Genomic DNA, 18,987 nt, shown 5'->3' with positions numbered 1-18,987 from the left:
ATGATTGGCTTTGCCTAACCGCGGCCACCGGACAGATCTCGAGAAGCTGGTCTTTTTGTTGCCAGTGCCGTCTTCGGATGGGCATTGGCAATGTGAACAATCAAGTGTCTTAAGGGCAATTGGTGGATGCCTTGGCATGCACAGGCGATGAAGGACGTGATACGCTGCGATAAGCCACGGGGAGGTGCGAATACCCTTTGATCCGTGGATTTCCGAATGGGGAAACCCACCTAAGATACTTGGAAAATCAGAGCGGCGATCTGGCTCAGGCCCGGTCGCCGCTGTGGTTTCCAAGTATCGCATTTAGGTATCTTAATCCTGAATACATAGGGATAAGAGGCGAACGCGGGGAACTGAAACATCTAAGTACCCGTAGGAAAGGACATCAACCGAGACTCCGCTAGTAGTGGCGAGCGAACGCGGACCAGGCCAGTGGTAATCGTGAGACAAGTGGAACCGTCTGGAAAGTCGGGCCGTAGTGGGTGACAGCCCCGTACACGTAATGCAAGCGATTATCCTCGAGTAGGGCGGGACACGTGAAATCCTGTCTGAAATTGGGGGGACCACCCTCCAAGCCTAAGTACTCGTGCATGACCGATAGCGAACTAGTACCGTGAGGGAAAGGTGAAAAGCACCCCGACAAGGGGAGTGAAAGAGTACCTGAAACCGATTGCCTACAAACAGTTGGAGCCTGAAATGGTGACAACGTACCTTTTGTATAATGGGTCAGCGACTTAGTGTAACGAGCAAGCTTAAGCCGGTAGGTGTAGGCGTAGCGAAAGCGAGTCTGAATAGGGCGTTCAGTTCGTTGCATTAGACCCGAAACCGAGTGATCTAGCCATGAGCAGGCTGAAGGTACGGTAACACGTACTGGAGGGCCGAACCCATATCTGTTGCAATAGATCGGGATGACTTGTGGCTAGGGGTGAAAGGCCAATCAAACTCGGAAATAGCTGGTTCTCCGCGAAATCTATTTAGGTAGAGCGTCGGATGAATACCTCGGGGGGTAGAGCACTGGATGGGCTAGGGGTCCTCACCGGATTACCAAACCTAACCAAACTCCGAATACCCGAGAGTACTATCCGGCAGACACACGGCGGGTGCTAACGTCCGTCGTGGAAAGGGAAACAACCCTGACCAACAGCTAAGGTCCCCAAGTCATGGCTAAGTGGGAAAGGATGTGAGGATCCCAAAACAACCAGGATGTTGGCTTAGAAGCAGCCATCATTTAAAGAAAGCGTAACAGCTCACTGGTCTAATTAAGGGTCTTTGCGCCGAAAATGTAACGGGGCTAAAGCCATGCACCGAAGCTTTGGGTTTGCAGCTTGCTGCAAGCGGTAGCGGAGCGTTCTGTAAGCTGATGAAGCCAGATCCGTGAGGACTGGTGGAGGTATCAGAAGTGCGAATGCTGACATGAGTAACGATAAAGCGGGTGAGAGACCCGCTCGCCGAAAGTCCAAGGGTTCCTGCTTAAAGTTAATCTGAGCAGGGTTAGCCGGCCCCTAAGGCGAGGCCGAAAGGCGTAGTCGATGGGAACCACGTTAATATTCGTGGGCCTGCGGGTAGTGACGGATCGCGTGTGTTGTCAGTCCTTATCGGATTGGTCTGGCAGCGAAGCGGTCCCAGGAAATAGCTCCCGCGTATAGACCGTACCCGAAACCGACACAGGTGGACTGGTAGAGAATACCAAGGCGCTTGAGAGAACTCTGCTGAAGGAACTCGGCAAATTGCACGCGTAACTTCGGGATAAGCGTGACCCTGCAGCGGGCAACCGTTGGGTGGCACAGACCAGGGGGTAGCGACTGTTTATCAAAAACACAGGGCTCTGCGAAGCCGCAAGGCGACGTATAGGGTCTGACGCCTGCCCGGTGCTGGAAGGTTAAGAGGAGAGGTGCAAGCTTTGAATCGAAGCCCCAGTAAACGGCGGCCGTAACTATAACGGTCCTAAGGTAGCGAAATTCCTTGTCGGGTAAGTTCCGACCTGCACGAATGGCGTAACGACTTCCCCGCTGTCTCCAGCAGAGGCTCAGTGAAATTGAATTCCCCGTGAAGATGCGGGGTTCCTGCGGTTAGACGGAAAGACCCCGTGCACCTTTACTATAGCTTTACACTGGCATTCGTGTCGGCATGTGTAGGATAGGTGGTAGACTTTGAAGCGTGGGCGCCAGCTCGCGTGGAGTCACCCTTGAAATACCACCCTTATCTACATGGATGTCTAACTGCGGCCCGTTATCCGGGTCCAGGACCGTGTATGGTGGGTAGTTTGACTGGGGCGGTCGCCTCCTAAAGAGTAACGGAGGCGCGCGATGGTGGGCTCAGAACGGTCGGAAATCGTTCGCTGAGTGCAATGGCATAAGCCTGCCTGACTGCAAGACAGACAAGTCGAGCAGAGACGAAAGTCGGTCATAGTGATCCGGTGGTCCCGCGTGGAAGGGCCATCGCTCAACGGATAAAAGGTACGCCGGGGATAACAGGCTGATGACCCCCAAGAGTCCATATCGACGGGGTTGTTTGGCACCTCGATGTCGACTCATCGCATCCTGGGGCTGGAGCAGGTCCCAAGGGTATGGCTGTTCGCCATTTAAAGCGGTACGTGAGTTGGGTTCAGAACGTCGTGAGACAGTTCGGTCCCTATCTGCCGTGGGTGTAGGAATATTGAAAGGATCTGTCCCTAGTACGAGAGGACCGGGATGGACGGATCTCTGGTGGACCTGTTGTGGCGCCAGCCGCATAGCAGGGTAGCTATATCCGGACTAGATAACCGCTGAAGGCATCTAAGCGGGAAACTAACCTTAAAACGAGTATTCCCTGAGAGTCGTGGTAGACGACCACGTTGATAGGCCGGGTGTGGAAGCGCAGCAATGTGTGAAGCTTACCGGTACTAATAACTCGATCGGCTTGATTGTTCGCATTGCTCATGCCCATTGGGGCGGCAATGCCCAGCTTCTCGAATTCGAGCATGCATTTCGCCGACCTGGTGGTTATGGCGGAGCGGCTGCACCCGATCCCATTCCGAACTCGGCCGTGAAACGCTCCAGCGCTGATGGTACTTCGTCTCAAGACGCGGGAGAGTAGGTCGCTGCCAGGTCTGCAAAGTGCATGCTCGATCAGCTTCTCTTTACGTTTGCCCGCCCTCGAGCGGGAGCGGGGTCGTCAACCGGCCCCTTTTCGTTGGGAACCGTTTCCGGTGCGGTGGCTTTGCCGCCGTATGGTGCCGCGGGGTGGAGCAGCCCGGTAGCTCGTCAGGCTCATAACCTGAAGGTCGTAGGTTCAAATCCTACCCCCGCAACCAATGTTTACTGAACAAGCCCCGTTACCTGGTGACGGGGCTTTTTGTTGTCGTGCTGGATCTTTCACCCGGGATCGCCTTGCGATGCGATCCGTCAGAAATACACGGTTCGATACGTTGGAAGATGCCGTTTCCTGCGTTGACGAAACGCGATGATCGGCTATAGAGAAGCGCGCTGAGACATTCGGTGGCAATTCGGTGATAAGGAGGCGAGCTCAACTGCGCCTTCCGGCCGGATTTGCGGATGTCGTCACGGTGCGGAGAGGTGGCAGAGTGGTTGAATGCACCGCACTCGAAATGCGGCATGCTCGCAAGGGCATCGGGGGTTCGAATCCCTCCCTCTCCGCCAATTCATCCGTCAAGTGTCTGCTTTTTCTCGACTTTCAAGATGAATGGTGGCGTTGCGCACAAAGCCACGTACGTGGTCTGCTGTGCGCAGGGGCTGGTGACCGCTAGCGGCTTATTCTGATGCGTAGAAAGACGCGCTTCTTCCCACCTTTGACGCTAGGTACCTTCGAGGAAGGATACCAATCGTCATCAACGAGGTATAACCTGATCGTCAGTGGCAATGCGCATGAAGCGGACATTGCTGATCAGATCGGTGCGGCCTTTTGCGCTGAGGTCCGTTAGGCTTTAAGCCATCCTTTCGGGCCAGTTCCATCGTGCCATAGCTGAAGCGCATACTCTTCCGCTGTCGCACCGCTCACGCGGCTTTTGCGACGGACCAATCCTGCTCTTTCTGCGCGGGCGTAGCTCTGGACGACGGCTTCGCGGTCCATGCCGTGTTCGGCCACCAATTTGCGCATAAAGTCACGCTGTCCAAATGAAGGCTCATCTGCCATCGCTGTTCCCCTACTGCTTTCGCTAAGCTAGCGCGCCACCTGTGTACGAAACGCCAATTGTTTGGACGTCAGACTGGACTGAGAGACTGCGCAGCGACCTTGGTAACTCAGTTTACGGTTAGCGCCTCGCCAGCTTGCGCGGCTTGCCGGTGGTCGTGTCCCAATAGGCCAACCATCTCTCAGGCGTAAACTTGTCAACTTCGGCATCAAGCCATCTGGGAAATTTTCTACCGTATTTCTCTTTAACGGACGTTCCATTCTGGTGGTGGTGGGCGATCACGGCGTACCACCAGCAACGTATAGCTGCCCTAGTGCGCGGTTCATACGGGTGCACAGTACGAGTGAGGTCTCTTCCCCAACCGCGCTGCATGTTCTTTGAGACAGTTTTATACACTGCTATGCCCGCTTCTTACACGGCCCTCGCTCGCCCGGCTTGTGCGCGGGGGTCGGCATCAGCTGGTGACCCCCGGTTTACAGTGACCGCACTTCCGTTTGTCGGTGAAGCGAGGAAACTGAGCATTCATGAACCGCTCCGCTTCCTCTACCGAGTCGAACGGGCCATCCCAGCCGGTATTGCCGGAGCCGTTCTTAGCTTGGCCGGGCTGGCCTTGCCCGTCGTTACAGTGCGAGCAGGCGCCTCTATGAACGCGCGCGCGTTTGATCGGGGTCATATGCGAGACATAGTACTGCATGCCGCCAAGGATATCGGATTTATGGTCCTAACGCGACAAACTAGTGGTATCCGCCTGACATAAGAGTCCTTTGCGGGATTCCCATTGGTTTGCGCGCATGCGAATCTGATGCATGCGCACCGGAATATCTTTCACCGTCTCGCCTGCGGATCGTTCGCGGCTTGCGTCCGTGATCACCAACCGCAACAGCCCGCAGAAGCATGTCTGGCGCGCCGAGATCGTGCTGCTGTCCGCCGACGGTATCGGCACTGTCGAGATCATACGCCGGACCGGCAAGTCGAAGACCTGCGTATGGCGCTGGCAGGAGCGCTTTGCCGCAGAAGGTGTCGACGGGCTGCTGCGCGACAAGACGCGACCGTCGCGCATTGCGCCGCTCGGGCCCGAGGTCGCCGAGCGTGTGGTGGCGCTGACGCTTGCCGATCCTCCGGGTGAGACAACGCACTGGACCGCCGACATGATGGCGAAAGCTGCCGATATCAGCGCCAGCGCCGTCAGGCGCATCTGGAAGGCGCATGGCCTCGCGCCCCACCGCTGGCGTCAGTTCAAGCTCTCCAACGATCCGAAGTTCGTCGACAAGCTGCGCGACGTCGTCGGCCTCTATGTCGATCCGCCGGCCCATGCCATCGTGCTGTCGGTCGACGAGAAGAGCCAAATCCAGGCACTCGACCGCACCCAGCCCGGCCTGCCGATGAAGAAGGGCAGGCTCGGTACCATGACGCACGACTACAAGCGCAACGGCACAACCACCCTGTTCGCCGCCCTCAACGTGCTCGACGGCACCGTCATCGGCCGGAACATGCAGCGCCATCGCCATCAGGAGTTCATCCGCTTCCTCAATGCCATCAATGCCGAGGTTCCGCCGAGTAAGGCCGTGCACGTCATCCTCGACAACTATGCTCCCCACAAGCATCCCAAGGTGCGGGCATGGCTCGACCGCCACGAGCGCTTTACCTTCCACTTCACGCCGACCTCCTGCTCGTGGCTCAACGCGGTGGAGGGCTTCTTCGCCAAGCTGTCGAAGCGGCGGCTGAAACGCGGTGTCTTCCACTCTGTCGTTGACCTCCAGGCCGCCATCAACCGCTTCCTCGACGAGCACAACCTGCAACCCAAGCCCTTCAAATGGATCGCCGACCCCGACAAAATCATCGCCGCCGTCAAACGTGGGCACCAAGCGTTAGACCCCATCCACTAGCCGTCAAATTTTAAACTGCGGCACTACCCGGCGACCCCTTTTGTAGCCATACAGTAACGGACCCGTGCATAATGTCCCATCTGCGGCAAGCTCGAAGCTGCAGCATGCACTGCGGGGGGGGGGGGGCTTCGACAGCGGCACCGTATGACGAAATTCACCAGTCGCGCCCTGGTATCGTGATTGTAGAAGAGCACGGTCGTGAGCCGTGTTGTTGAGGGAAACGTGGCGAAGAAGAGCGTTGAAATTCAGAACCTCAGCGGGTTCATATGGTCGATAGCCGAGATCCTTAGAGGCGACTTCAAGCAGTCGGAGTACGGCAAGGTCATCCTGCCGTTTGTCGTAATGCGCCGCCTTGACTGCCTGCTCGAGGCTTCCAAGAACAGCGTCCTCGCAGCAGCCGAGACGCTTCCGACCGGCATCGACGACGCGACGCGCGACATGATCCTGTTCGGCGCGGTCGGTGACAACGTCAAGGTCTACAACCTTTCGCGTTTCACCTTCGATAAGCTGAAAGGCCAGGAACCGGCGCAGCTGCATTCGAATCTCATCGACTACCTCACGAAGTTCTCCGCAAACGTGCGGGACATCTTCCTAGACAAGTTCCTGTTCACCGATCAGCTCAAGCGCCTGAAGGATGGCGGCATTCTGTGGCCGGTGTTCGAGCGCTTCTGCGAGATCGACCTGCACCCGGATAAGGTCTCTAATGTTGAGATGGGCTATCTGTTCGAGGAGCTTATCCGGCGCTTTTCGGAAATCTCGAACGAGACGGCCGGTGAGCACTTCACACCCCGCGAAGTCATCCGCCTGATCGTCGACCTGCTGATCGCGAATGATGACACCAAGCTGACCGGCCGCGGCATCATCCGGCAGGTCTATGACCCGGCATGCGGCACCGGCGGTATGCTGGCCCTGACCGAAGAGGCGCTCAAAGACTTCAACCCGTCTATCCGGGTTGAACTGTTTGGTCAGGAGCTCAATGAGGTGGACCCGCTTGGTGAGACAGTTTGGCGGCTTGGCTAAGGTGGATCGGGTTGGTTTTTACGCCGCCAATTTCTCCATCATTTCTGCCGTAGCATAGACCTCGTCGGGTGTCCTGCCGTCGAAGGTCGAGTGGGGGCGTCGCCGGTTGTAATAGTCGATCCATGAACCGATGCCAGCCCGGGCCTCACCGCCTGTCTCGAAGGCGTTGAGGAAGACGCACTCGTATTTGAGGCTGCGCCACAGCCGCTCGATGAAGACGTTGTCCATCCACCGGCCGCGCCCGTCCATGGAGATGCGGATGCCGGCATCCTTCAACGTCGTGGTGAAGGCGAAGCTGGTGAACTGGCTCCCCTGATCGGTGTTGAAGATGTCGGGCCTGCCATGGCGGGCGATCGCCTCTTCCAGAGCGGCGACGCAGAAGTCGGTATCCATCGTGTTCGACAGCCGCCAGGCCAGCACCTTGCGGCTGAACCAGTCCATGATGGCGACGAGGTAGAGGAAGCCGCGCCGCATGGGGATGTAGGTCACGTCGGCGCACCAGACCTGATCGGGGCGCTCAATGTTGAGATGCCGCAGCAGGTAGGGATAGATGCGGTGCTGGGGATGCGGCTCGCTGGTCTTCGGCGCTTGGTAGATCGGTGACAGGCCGATCTTGCGCATCAGCCGCCGGACCCGCTTGCGGCCTACTGTGTAGGGCGGTGACAAATTAGGCCATGGAGCGCCGGCGTGCTGCTGGTGCGGGCGGAGTAAAAACCGTCCATTGGCTAGGCTGATCCCTTTGAGGATCGGCCGGGAATGTTTGCCGTGGAAGTCTATGCCGCTGTCCGGCACTTCGTGTTTGTCGAGGGCAACAGTCGTCGTGAGGCAGCTCGCGTTTTCGGGTTGAGCCGGGAGACGGTTCTGAAGATGTGCCGGTTCTCGCTTCCGCCGGGCTACACGCGCACGAAGCCTGTCGTGAAGCCGAAGCTTGGTCCGCTGCTGCCGGTGATCGATGCGATCCTGGAAACCGATCGCGCCGGGCCTGTAAAGCAGCGGCATACGGCGAAGCGGATCTTCGAGCGGCTTCGTGACGAGCACGGCTATGGCGGCGGCTACACGGTGGTGAAGGACTATGTCCGGGTTGCCCGAGCCAGGGGCCGCGAGACGTTCGTGCCCTTGTCGCATCCGCCGGGTCATGCGCAGGTGGACTTTGGCGAGGCGATTGGTGTGATCGGCGGGGTCCGGCAGAAGATTCACTTCTTCTGCATGGACCTGCCGCAGTCGGACGCACCCTTCGTGAAGGCCTATCCGGCGGAGACGACGGAGGCGTTCCTGGACGGGCACGTCTCGGCCTTCGCCTTCTTCGGCGGCGTGCCGCTGTCGATCCTCTACGACAACACCCGGATCGCGGTGGCGAAGATCTGCGGCGACGGCAAGCGGGAGCGAACGCGTGCGTTCACCGAGCTGGTGAGCCACTATCTGTTCCGCGACCGGTTCGGCCGACCGGGCAAGGGGAACGACAAGGGCAAGGTCGAAGGGCTGGTGAAGTATGCCCGCTCGAACTTCATGACGCCGATCCCGATGGCCGCCAGCTTCGACGATCTCAACGCCATACTGGCCGAGCGATGCCGGTCGCGACAGGCAGAACGAGCCGGCCGCCATGCCACGACCATCGGCGAGCGCCTTGCCGCCGATCTTGCCGCGTTCCGGGAGTTGCCTGCCGTGCCGCTGGAGCCTTGCGAGAAGCGCTCGGCCCGCGTCTCCTCGACGGGCCTGGTGCGATACCGCGGCAACGACTACTCGGTTCCGACCGCCTATGGCTTCCAGGATGTGATGGTGAAGGGCTTTGTCGACGAGATTGTCATCCTGTTCGGCGGCGAGGAGATCGCCCGGCATCAGCGCTGCTATGGCTCGGGCACCTTCGTCTTCGATCCTCTGCATTATCTGGCGCTGCTCGAGACCAAGCCGAATGCGCTCGACCAGGCGGCACCCCTGCGGACTGGAATCTGCCCGAAGCCTTCCAGCATCTGCGTCACCTCATGGAAGCCCGCATGGGCAATCGCGGCAAGCGCGAGTTCATCCAGGTGCTGCGGTTGATGGAGGCGATCCTGAAAGAGGTGGTGACCCATGCCGTCACCGAAGGCGATCAGGCTGGGCGCGATCGGCTTCGATGCGGTCAAGCAGATCGCACTGGCTCGCGTCGAGCGCCGCCCGCCCCGTCTCGATCTCGCTGCCTATCCGCACCTGCCAAAGACCACAGTGAAGACGACCTCGGCGGCCGATTACACCATCCTCATCCCGGGAAGAGCCGCATGAGCGGGAAGCCGATGGACACGATGCCGGCGGGAACGACGAGCGGCACGCCGCAGGTGCTGTTGGCCCATCATCTCAAGCAGCTGAAGTTGCCGACGGTCCTGCGTGAGTACGACAAGGTCGCCCGCGAGTGCGCCCGCGACGGTGTCGATCATCCCTGCTACCTGCTGCGTCTCGTCGAACTCGAACTGATCGACCGGGAACGGCGTGTCGTGGAGCGCAGGATCAAGCAGGCCAGGTTCCCGGCTGTGAAGAGCCTCGACACCTTCGACTTCACCGCCATCCCTTCGCTCAACAAGATGCTGGTGCTGGAGCTTGCCCGCTGCGAGTTCATCCTGCGCCGCGAGAACATCATCGCGCTCGGCAATAGCGGAACCGGCAAGACCCATATCGCGCTCGCCCTTGGCCTTGCCGCCTGCCAGAAGGGCTTCGCCGTCGCCTTCACCACCGCGGCAGCCCTCGTGCATCAGCTCATGGAAGCGCGCGACGAGAGACGACTGCCGAAGCTGCAGCGCGAACTCCAGGCCGTGAAGCTGCTCATCGTCGATGAACTCGGATACGTGCCGCTGTCACCCACCGGTGCGGAACTCCTGTTCGAGGTCTTCTCCCAACGCTATGAACGTGGCTCCACCATCGTCACCTCGAACCTGCCCTTCGAGGACTGGACATCCATCTTGGGCTCCGAGCGGCTCACCGGCGCGCTGCTCGACCGCCTGACCCACCACGTTCATATCCTGACCATGAACGGCGACAGCTATCGCCTCAAGCAATCCGCAGGTCGCAGGGCCGCCGCCGCGTCAAACGGGGCGGAGCAAAACCAGGCCACCGCCTGAGCTTCGTTCTTCCAGATTCAAAGGGCCGCTCGCTCGCTACGGCGCAATGTGGAAGCGCGCTCGCGAGCGGCCAGCGCCAAGACCTCAATGGCCTGCTTTTACTCCGCCACGCTGGTCCGGATTCCGACCGCCGTTGACAAGCTGCTCCTCTCCGGTCGGCTCGAACTCCTCGGGCGAGAAGCCGGCGTCGATCAGCGCGCGGCGGAAGAACAGCGTGCAGATCAGGCAGTCGCTCTCAGCCGAGATGGCGTGCGAGAAGAGCCAGAAGGCGCGCTCCGGCAGCGCCTTCGCCAGCTCGTCGCGCAGCGTGTACCATTCCATGTAGGCGCGGTAGGCCGGCGGCGAATGCATGAGCGTGCGCTTCATGTTGGTGACGTGGCCGCGCTTGCGCACCTCCTCGTCATGGGCGGCGCGCACGTCGTCCGGCGCGCTCGCATGGTCGATCTGGCTGATATGGGGCATGTCGTCCCTCCTTTGCGGGCGCAAGTCTAGCGCCGCGCGGCGGGCGACAGGAGAAACCGGCCGGTCGCGCCGGGGGCGGGCGGGAGAAAATTCCTCCCTCCCCACGCGGCCCGGGCCGCATCCGGTTTCGTCCCCCCACAAAAAAGATTTGCCTGCAATCACGATCCGGACAGGTGGAATTTTTACCGACCCGCCCCGGTTTTGGTCGGCATCGACATCGGCAAACGCCGATCCGTGTGTGATCGTATCCGGCGATGAACCAAGAAGAGACGGAGACGGAGTTGAGAAGCTTCCGTGATCTACGAGGAAAATCATTCCGGGATGGAGAATACAATACTGAAAATCTCCGGATGGAGACGAAATTTCCTTCGGAGCTATGCTTCCTCGATTCTGGATTTCTTCTTTTCCATCCTGAGGGGCATCAGATTGCGCAATGCCTTCTCGAAGTGGCGCGCGAGTCCTCCCGCCGCGACGCCTGACCGACACGCCCTCCTTTCGACGGATACCGCCATGACGCTTGAGCACCTGAAACCCGAGACGATCGCCCTCCATGGCGGAGCCTACCGCGCCGACCAGGCGAGCGGCGCCGTCGCGGTGCCGATCTACCAGACCACCTCCTACCAGTTCCAGGACACCGGCCACGCCGACCGGCTGTTCGCGCTCGACGAGATCGGCCACATCTACACCCGCGTCTCCAACCCGACGCAGGACGCGTTCGAGACGCGGCTGGCGGCGCTGGAAGGCGGCGCGGCGGCGGTGGCGGTGGCTTCGGGACAGACGGCGTCGGCCTTCTCCATCCTCAACCTCGCCGGGGCGGGCGACAATATCGTCTCCTCGACCGATCTCTATGGCGGGACATGGGCGCTGTTCGCCGCGTCGTTGAAGCATTTCGGCGTCGAGGTGCGGTTCGTCGACCCCGCGGACCCGGAGAATTTCCGCCGCGCCACCGACGAGCGCACCCGCGCCTATTACGCGGAGGCGCTGCCCAACCCGAAGCTGAACGTGTTTCCCATCCGCGAGGTGGCGGATATCGGCCGCTCGCTCGGCGTGCCGCTGATCGTCGACAACACGGCGGCCCCGCTGGTCATCCGGCCGCTGGAGCACGGCGCGGCCGTCGTGGTCTACTCGGCGACGAAATATATCGGCGGCCACGGCACCACCATCGGCGGCGCCATCGTCGACGGCGGCAACTTCCCGTGGGAGGAGCACGCGGCGCGCTTCGCGACGCTCAACGCGCCGGACCCGTCCTATCACGGCAAAGTCTGGGTCGAGGCGGCGCAGCCGCTCGGCCCCATCGCCTACGCCCTGCGCGTGCGCACGGTGCTGCTGCGCGACGTCGGCGCCGCGATCAGCCCGTTCAACGCCTTCCTGCTGATCCAGGGGTTGGAGACGCTGCCGCTGCGCATCCGCCAGCACAACAGCAACGCGATCAAGGTCGCCGACTTCCTGCACAACCACCCCAAGGTCGGGAAGGTGATCTTTCCGCGCTTCCAGACCGGCGAGGAAAAGCGCCGGGCCGACGCCTATCTCCGGCCCGGCAGCTACGGCGCGCTGGTCGGCTTCGAGCTGAAGGGCGGGCGCGAGGCGGGCCGGCGCTTCATCGACGCGCTCCAGCTTTTCTACCACGTCGCCAATATCGGCGACGCGCGCTCGCTGGCGATCCACCCGGCGACCACCACCCATTCCCAGCTCTCCGACGAGAACCAGCTCTCGGCCGGCGTGACGCCCGGCTATGTGCGGCTTTCGATCGGCATCGAGGATGCCGACGACATCATCCTCGACCTCGCCCAGGCGCTCGACAAGGCGTGAGCCATTCCCATCGACGAAAGGACAACGACATGAGCGACAGACTTCCAGGAAAGACGGGTGCGGCGGGAATCTCCCGGCGCGGGTTCATCGGCACGGCCGGCGCCCTCGGCGCGGCGGCGGTGGCGGGCGGGCTCCTCGCCAACCCGCTGCGGGGCCACGCCACGGCAGGCAACGCGACGAAGCTGCGCCTGTCATGGACCGAGTTCGCCGCCTGCCACTCGCCGGTGGCGTTCGGCGTCGCCGAAGGCGTCTATGCCAGGCACGGCCTCGACGTCGAGCTGTTCTATCAGGGCGCGAGCGGTCAGACGCTGATCCAGTCCATCGCCACCGACAAGACCGACGCGGGCGCGGGCCTGCTCTACGACTGGGTCAAGCCGCTGGAGCAGGGGCTGGATGTCAGGCTGTTCGTCGGCTCGCATGGCGGCTGCACCCGTCTTCTCGCCGCGAAGTCGTCCGGCATCGAGAAGCTGGAAGACCTGAAGGGCAAGAAAATCGCCTCCTATGATGTCGCCAGCCCGCCGAAGCACTCGTTCCAGGTGGCGCTGGCCAAGGCCGGCCTCGACCCCGAGCGCGACGTGGAATGGCTCAATGTGCCGTTCGACCTCGTCGGCGAGGTGGTCGGGCGCGGCGAGGCCGACGCGCTCGCCCATCTCGATCCATGGGCCTACGCCCACAAGAAGAAGTTCGATTTGACGGAAGTCTACAACACCCAGAGCGGCGTGTTCGACGGCGCGGTGTGCTGCGTGCTCGGCGTCAACGCGAAGTTCCTCGAGGCCAACCGCGACGCCGTGCGCCGGCTGGCCGAGGCCAATATCGAGCTGCACGAGCTGGCGGCCGCCGACCCCGACCGGGTCGCCGACTGGTTCGTCAAGAACCTCAATCCCGGCTTCCCGTTCGAGGACATCCGCGACAACATCGCCTCGTGGGACAACCACAACCACCCGATCGGCAAGGCGCTGGTCGATCAGGTGGAGTGGGCGGCGGACGACCTCGCGCTCATCACGGTGCTCGACCCGACGACCGACCGGCGCGAACTCGCCGAGCGCGTCACGGTCGACATCCTCGCCTGACCGCGAGGGAAGCATCGGTGAGCACGGTGACGGAAACCGGCGCGGCGGGCGGGGGCTATGCCCCGCCCGCGCTCGCGCAATCGCTATGGTGGCCCGGGCTTTGGGCCGCAGCGACGTGGCTGACGGCGGCGGGCATCACCCTCGGCCTGCCCGACATCATCCCGTGGGGCAGCCGCGACATCTTCGCCGGCCTGCTCGTCGCCGGAGCGGCGATCTTCGTCCTCTTGGCGTTCGGCATCGACAGGCTGGGCCGCTCGCGCGACGCCGTCGCCTATTACGGCCCGTGGATGATCGCGCTCGGCGTCTGGTTCGCGCTGTGGGAGCTGGTGACTGCCAAGCTCGGCTGGCTGCCGAAGCCGTTCTTCTCGCCGCCGCACGGGCTGCTTCACGTCTACATCGTCGACTGGGAGCGTATCGCGATCTGCATCGCCTATACGGCGCGGCTTTGGACGCTGGGCTTCTTCTCCGGCATTGCCGTCGGCTTCGTCATCGGTGTCGGGCTCGGCTGGTCGCGCGGCTTTTCCTACTGGGGCATGCCGCTCCTGAAGCTCATCGGGCCGGTGCCGGCTAGCGCGTGGATCCCGGCGACCTTCTTCCTGTTCCCGTCCACCTTCCAGGCCTCGATCTTCCTCGTGGCGCTCGCCTCCGGCATTCCGGTGGCGATCCTGACGGCGTCGGGCGTCAACCAGGTCAACCGCGCCTACTACGATGTCGCGCGCATGCTGGGGGCGGGCAGCCGCTTCCTCGTCCTGCGCGTCGCCATCCCGGCCGCGCTGCCCAACGTCTTCGTCGGCCTTTTCATGGGCCTTTATTATTCCTTCGCCGTGCTGGTGGTGGCCGAGATGCTGGGGGCGAAATACGGCCTCGGCTGGTATCTCCAGTTCCAGACCGCCTATTCGGCCTACGCCAATGTCTACGCCATGCTCATCATCATGGCGCTGCTGTGCTCCGGGCTGGTCAAGCTGCTCTTTGTCGTGCGCGACCGCGTGCTGGCGTGGCAGAAGGGGGTGGTGCAATGGTAGCCGCGCCCGCATCGCAGCCTGTCGGCGCGGCGGCGGAGGCGGGGCTTTCCCTGTCGTTCCGCGGCGTCTCGCACGCGTTCCGCCTCGACGGCGCGCCGCTGCCGGTGCTGGAAGGGATAGACCTCGACATCGCGCCCGGCGATTTCGTCGCGCTGCTCGGGCCTTCGGGCTGCGGCAAGTCGACCCTCCTGCGGCTCGCCGCCGGCCTCGATGCGCCGGCCGCCGGCGCGGTGCTGGCGAACGGCGCGGCCATCGCCGGCCCTGACCCGTCGCGCGTGCTGGTGTTCCAGGACCCGACGCTGTTTCCCTGGCGCAGCGTGCGCGACAACGTCGCCACCGGGCCGCAGGCGCGCGGCGTTGCAGTGCAGGCGCAGGCGCGCATCGACGCCGCGCTCGCCCTCGTCGGGCTTTCCGCCTTCGCCGGGGCCTATCCGCACCAGCTCTCCGGCGGCATGGCGCAGCGCGCCGCGCTCGCCCGCGCGCTGGTCAACGACCCGCTCCTGCTCCTGCTCGACGAGCCGCTCGGCAAGCTCGACTCGCTGACGCGGCTCGCCATGCAGGACGAGCTTCTGAAGCTGTGGCAGGAGGCTGGCTACACCGCGCTTCTCGTCACCCACGACGTGGAGGAGGCGCTGCTCCTCGCCAACCGGGTGATCGTGCTTTCCGACCGGCCGGCGCGGATCAAGGCCGACATCGCCGTCGGCCTGCCGCATCCGCGGCGGCGCGAGGACGGCGAGATCGTGCGGCTGCGCCACGATATTCTGGCGATCATGGGATATGGCGGATGAAGCCCGGCATGTCCCTTCCGCCGCGCCTCGTCCCGGCGTTGGAAATCCTCGGCGCGGCGCTGGTCGCCGTCGCTGTCGCATGGTGGGCCGTGGTCTACGGCCAGGTGATCGCCAGCACCGGCATGGCGCCGCACAGGACCGTGGCCTGCCTGCTGCGGACCTCGGACCTGTGCTCCCTCGCCATGTCGCTGTGCTCGGAATGGCACATCCTCGGCATCCGCCGCTATTCGGCGGAACTGTTCTGGAGCGGCGCGGCCGTCATCGCCGCGGCGCTGCTGGCCGGCTCGGCAGGGCGCGGGCGCGAATAGGGGTGAAGGAGGCCCGCCGCCGCGCGCGGGGCGGGCCGGAGGAGGGGAGGAGAACACGCGATGGGAACGACGATGAAAGCGGTGCGCTGCTTCGGGTTCGGGCGGCAGCACCGGTTCGTGGCCGACGCGCCGGTGCCGGTTCCAGGGCCCGGCGAGGTGCTGGTCAGGGTCGACGCCAGTGGCATCTGCGCCACCGACCGGGCGATGTGGGACGGGAGCGGGCCGTGGCGGCTGGCGTTTCCGTTCACGCCCGGCCATGAATTCACCGGCACCGTGGTCGAGTTGGGCGAGGGCGCGGGCGAATTGCACGGGCTGGCCCTCGGCCAGCGCGCCGTGGCCGAGCTCAACGTCACGCGCGGCAACGACTTCTTCCGCCAGCGCGGCCTCTACCACCTTTCCGACGCGCCGGAGGTGATCGGCGTGACGCGCGACGGCGGCTGGGCCGAGTACATGATCTATCCGGCGAACGCCGTGGTCCACAAGGTGCCGGACGCGGTGTCCGACAAGGCGGCCTGCTATGCCGAGCCGCTGGCCAACGCCATCCATAGCGTCGAGCGCGCCGGGATCGGGTTCGGCGACGTGGTCGTCGTTTCGGGTGCCGGGCCGCTCGGCCTCGGCATGCTTCAGGCCGCGAGGCTCAGGACGCCGCGCAAGCTGATCCTCGTCAATCCCGGCGCGGCGAAGCGGGCGCTCGGCCTCAGGCTCGGAGCGGACCTCGTCTTCCATCCCGACGATCCGGCGCTCAAGGCCGCCGTCGCCGACCTGACCGGCGGGCGCGGCGCCGACGTGTTCCTCGAGGCGTCGGGCCACACGGAAGCGTTCCAGGCCGGCCTCGACCTGATCCGCAAGCGTGGCACCATCGTCGTGTCCGGCGTCTACAGGCGGAAAGCCGAGATCGACCTCAACGCGCTCGGCGAATTCAAGGAGCTGAACATCCTCGGCAGCCGCCTCGCGCCCTTCACCTACGCCGTCGCGCTCGACCTGATGGCGCGCGGGCTGATTGACGGCGAGGCCTGCGTCACGCAAGTCTATCCGCTGGAGGCGTTCGAGGAGGCGCTCGACCGCCAGCCGATACCCGGCGTGTTGCAGGTCAAGGTGATCTTCGACCCGCGCCTGTAAGGAGGACGCATGGCCTATACCGCGGCGCATTGGGGCGCCTACAGGGTCGTCGACGGTGGCACGGCGCTGGCGCCGCTGGAGGACGACCCGCAACCCTCGCGCATCGGCCGCGGCTGGCTCTCGGCCGCGACCGACAGGCAAAGCCGCATCCTGCGCCCGGCAGTGCGCCGCGGCTGGCTGGACGGCGACCGGGGCGCGGGGCGCGGCATCGATTCCTATGTCGAGATGGAGTGGGACGCGGTCCTCGACCTCGCTGCGGGCGAGGTGGAGCGCGTGCGCGGCACGTTCGGCAACGGCGCGATCTTCGCCGGTTCCTATGGCTGGGCCAGCGCCGGCCGCTTCCACCATGCGCAGAGCCAGCTCCGCCGCTTCCTCAACCTCGCCGGCGGCTTCGTCGGCGCGCGCGACACCTATTCCCACGCCGCCGCCGAGGTGATGTTCCCGCATCTCCTCGGGCTCTCGAACCGCGAGTTCCAGGACGTGGTGACGAGCTTTTCCGAGGTGCGCCGGCATTGCGAGCTGGTGCTGGCTTTCGGCGGGATCTCGCCGCGAACCGCGCAGGTCGCCTCTTCCGGCACCACGCGGCACGAGGTCGGTCGCTGGCTCGGCGACCTCGCCGCGGGCAAGGTGCGGCTCGTCAACGTCTCGCCGCGCCGCGGCGACCTCGACGGGGCCGAATGGCTGCCTATCCGCCCCGGCACCGACGTCGCGCTGATGCTGGCGCTCGCCTTCGAGATCGTCGCCGCGGGGCGCGAGGACCGCGCCTTCCTCGCCCGCTGCACCGCCGGCTGGGAGACGCTGCGCGCCTATCTTTCCGGCGAGAGCGACGGCGTTCCGAAGACGGCCGAATGGGCGGCGGCGCTGTGCGACATCGACGCGCCGACGATCCGCGCGCTGGCGCTGGAGCTGACCGAAAGACGCTCCATGGTGTCGCTCACTTGGGGCATGCAGCGCGCCGACCATGGCGAGCAGCCGCTGTGGGCGGGGCTGGCGCTCGCCTCGGTCATCGGCCAGATCGGCCGGCCCGGCTGCGGCTTCGCCTTCGGCTACGGCAGCACGACGCCGGTGGGGCGCGACGCCCCGCTGGTCGACTGGCCATCGATGCCGCAGGGCGTCAATCCGGTGCGCGACTACATCCCGGTGGCGCGGATCGCCGACATGCTGCTCAGGCCGGGCGAGGCCTATACCTACAATCTCCAGCATCGCGTCTATCCCGACATCCGCCTCGTCTGGTGGACGGGCGGCAACCCGTTCCACCACCATCAGGATCTGCGGCGTCTGGACGAGGCGTGGAAGCGCTCCGAGACGGTGATCGTCAACGAGCATAGCTGGACGGCGACGGCGCGCCGCGCCGACATCGTGCTGCCGGCGACAACGCCGTTCGAGCGCGAGGACGTGATGGTCAACCGCCGCGATCCGGTGCTCCTGTGGATGTCGCGCATCCGCGCGCCGATGGGCGAGGCGCGCGACGACTACGCCATCTTCGCCGGGCTCGCCGAACGGCTCGGCCTCGCCGAGGCCTTCACCGAGGGGCGCGACGCCGAGGGCTGGCTGCGCCACCTGTGGGCGCGCTCGCAAGGGGTGGCGCAGCGGGCGGGCTTCGCGCTGCCGGATTTCGAGACCTTCCGCGCCGTCGGCCGCTTCGACGTGCCGCTGGCGGCGGAGCCGCAGAACCCGCTGTCCGGCTTCGTCGCCGACCCGCAGGCCAATCCCCTGCGCACGGAATCGGGGCGCATCACGCTGGCGAGCGAGCGGATCGCCGGTTTCGCCATGGACGACTGTCCCGGCCATCCGGCCTGGCTCCCGCCAGCCGAAAGCCTTCTCGATGCCGCGGAGGACGAACTCCACCTCGTCTCCAACCAGCCCGACACAAGGCTCCATGCCCAGAACGACCGCGGCTCCGAGGCGCTGGCCGACAAGACCGCCGGGCGCGAGGCGGGCTATCTCCATCCCGACACCGCCGCGCGCCACGGCCTGAAGGAAGGCGAGGTGATGCGGCTGTGGAACGCGCGCGGCGCCTGCCTCGCCGGCGTGCGCTTCGACGAGGGCATGCGCCGCGACTGCGTCGTGCTGCCGACAGGCGCCTGGTACGATCCGCAGATCGTCGACGGCGCATGGCTGGAGGCGCACGGCAACCCCAACGTGCTGACGATCGACAAGGGAACGTCGGGCATGGCGCAGGGCAACATCGCCCACACCGCGCTGGTGCGCATCGCGCGCTGGGACGGCCCGTTGCCGCCGCTGACCATCGACCGGCCGCCGCGCGGCATCAGCAACGGGTGAGGGCT

At 64.0% G+C, this 18,987-nt stretch carries 12 protein-coding genes, 2 tRNA genes, 2 rRNA genes and 2 pseudogenes; 15 read left to right on the top strand and 3 right to left on the bottom strand.

The genetic code is table 11. The annotated features are described in order from the left end of the window. The first annotated feature begins 98 nt into the window (after positions 1–98). From M9945_RS18520 to M9945_RS18505, 4 genes are all read left to right on the top strand, one after another. Positions 99–2,906: ribosomal RNA gene (locus M9945_RS18520) — 23S ribosomal RNA — on the top strand. Positions 2,907–2,973: 67 nt separating this feature from the next. Beyond that, positions 2,974–3,088 (top strand): 5S ribosomal RNA (rrf, locus tag M9945_RS18515). 127 nt (positions 3,089–3,215) lie between these two features. Next, positions 3,216–3,292, top strand: a tRNA-Met gene (locus M9945_RS18510). 256 nt (positions 3,293–3,548) lie between these two features. Further along, positions 3,549–3,638 (top strand) — tRNA-Ser (locus tag M9945_RS18505). Between the two features lie 277 nt (positions 3,639–3,915). Here the strand turns inward: M9945_RS18505 and M9945_RS18500 are convergent. Beyond that, positions 3,916–4,131: a hypothetical protein gene (locus tag M9945_RS18500; protein ID WP_367945748.1), complete on the bottom strand. Its 216-nt coding sequence runs from the start codon at positions 4,129–4,131 to the stop codon at positions 3,916–3,918. 804 nt (positions 4,132–4,935) lie between these two features. Between M9945_RS18500 and M9945_RS18495 the strand changes: the two genes are divergently transcribed. Continuing rightward, positions 4,936–6,015 (top strand): IS630 family transposase, encoded by a 1,080-nt coding sequence (locus tag M9945_RS18495; RefSeq protein WP_367945747.1) that lies wholly within the window; start codon positions 4,936–4,938, stop codon positions 6,013–6,015. A gap of 222 nt (positions 6,016–6,237) precedes the next feature. Continuing rightward, positions 6,238–7,035 (top strand): type I restriction-modification system subunit M N-terminal domain-containing protein, encoded by a 798-nt coding sequence (locus M9945_RS18490; RefSeq protein ID WP_367945746.1) that lies wholly within the window; start codon positions 6,238–6,240, stop codon positions 7,033–7,035. Positions 7,036–7,053: 18 nt separating this feature from the next. Here M9945_RS18490 and M9945_RS18485 read toward each other — a convergent pair. Further along, positions 7,054–7,689, bottom strand: a pseudogene (locus tag M9945_RS18485) (IS3 family transposase); the annotation flags it as partial. A gap of 102 nt (positions 7,690–7,791) precedes the next feature. Here M9945_RS18485 and istA point away from each other — a divergent pair. Together istA and istB are read left to right on the top strand one after the other, a co-directional pair. Next, positions 7,792–9,291: pseudogene (gene istA, locus M9945_RS18480) on the top strand (IS21 family transposase). Continuing rightward, entirely contained in the window at positions 9,288–10,121 is an 834-nt protein-coding gene (gene istB / locus M9945_RS18475) for an IS21-like element helper ATPase IstB (RefSeq protein WP_367945745.1), read from the top strand. The pseudogene istA and the gene istB overlap by 4 nt, the downstream one beginning before the upstream one ends. An 84-nt stretch (positions 10,122–10,205) precedes the next feature. Here istB and M9945_RS18470 read toward each other — a convergent pair whose 3' ends face one another. Further along, positions 10,206–10,583, bottom strand: coding sequence for a hypothetical protein (locus M9945_RS18470; RefSeq protein WP_367945744.1), 378 nt, complete (start codon positions 10,581–10,583; stop codon positions 10,206–10,208). Positions 10,584–11,093: 510 nt separating this feature from the next. On the opposite strand from M9945_RS18470, the gene M9945_RS18465 reads away from it, so the two are divergent. From M9945_RS18465 to M9945_RS18435, 7 genes are read left to right on the top strand one after another with little or no spacing between them, the layout of a single operon-like run. Then, positions 11,094–12,392, top strand: a complete 1,299-nt coding sequence (locus tag M9945_RS18465) for an O-acetylhomoserine aminocarboxypropyltransferase/cysteine synthase family protein (RefSeq protein ID WP_367945743.1) — start codon at positions 11,094–11,096, stop codon at positions 12,390–12,392. A 29-nt stretch (positions 12,393–12,421) separates the two neighbouring features. Further along, entirely contained in the window at positions 12,422–13,462 is a 1,041-nt protein-coding gene (locus M9945_RS18460; RefSeq protein WP_367945742.1) for an ABC transporter substrate-binding protein, read from the top strand. A gap of 17 nt (positions 13,463–13,479) precedes the next feature. Continuing rightward, positions 13,480–14,484 (top strand): ABC transporter permease, encoded by a 1,005-nt coding sequence (locus tag M9945_RS18455; RefSeq protein WP_367945741.1) that lies wholly within the window; start codon positions 13,480–13,482, stop codon positions 14,482–14,484. Beyond that, positions 14,478–15,272, top strand: coding sequence for an ABC transporter ATP-binding protein (locus M9945_RS18450; RefSeq protein ID WP_367945740.1), 795 nt, complete (start codon positions 14,478–14,480; stop codon positions 15,270–15,272). The genes M9945_RS18455 and M9945_RS18450 overlap by 7 nt, the downstream gene beginning before the upstream one ends. A gap of 8 nt (positions 15,273–15,280) precedes the next feature. Then, a complete protein-coding gene (locus M9945_RS18445) occupies positions 15,281–15,580 on the top strand; it encodes a hypothetical protein (RefSeq protein WP_367945739.1) in 300 nt (99 codons plus the stop codon). 60 nt (positions 15,581–15,640) lie between these two features. Further along, positions 15,641–16,699: an alcohol dehydrogenase catalytic domain-containing protein gene (locus M9945_RS18440; RefSeq protein WP_367945738.1), complete on the top strand. Its 1,059-nt coding sequence runs from the start codon at positions 15,641–15,643 to the stop codon at positions 16,697–16,699. A gap of 9 nt (positions 16,700–16,708) precedes the next feature. After that, positions 16,709–18,982, top strand: coding sequence for a molybdopterin-dependent oxidoreductase (locus tag M9945_RS18435; RefSeq protein WP_367945737.1), 2,274 nt, complete (start codon positions 16,709–16,711; stop codon positions 18,980–18,982). Positions 18,983–18,987 lie beyond the last annotated feature (5 nt).

The organism is Aquamicrobium sp. (genome assembly GCF_023954335.1).
Classification (GTDB): Bacteria; Pseudomonadota; Alphaproteobacteria; order Rhizobiales; family Rhizobiaceae; genus Aerobium.
The sequence above is the reverse complement of the archived record's forward strand: the minus strand, read 5'-3'. Positions and strand labels throughout refer to the sequence as shown.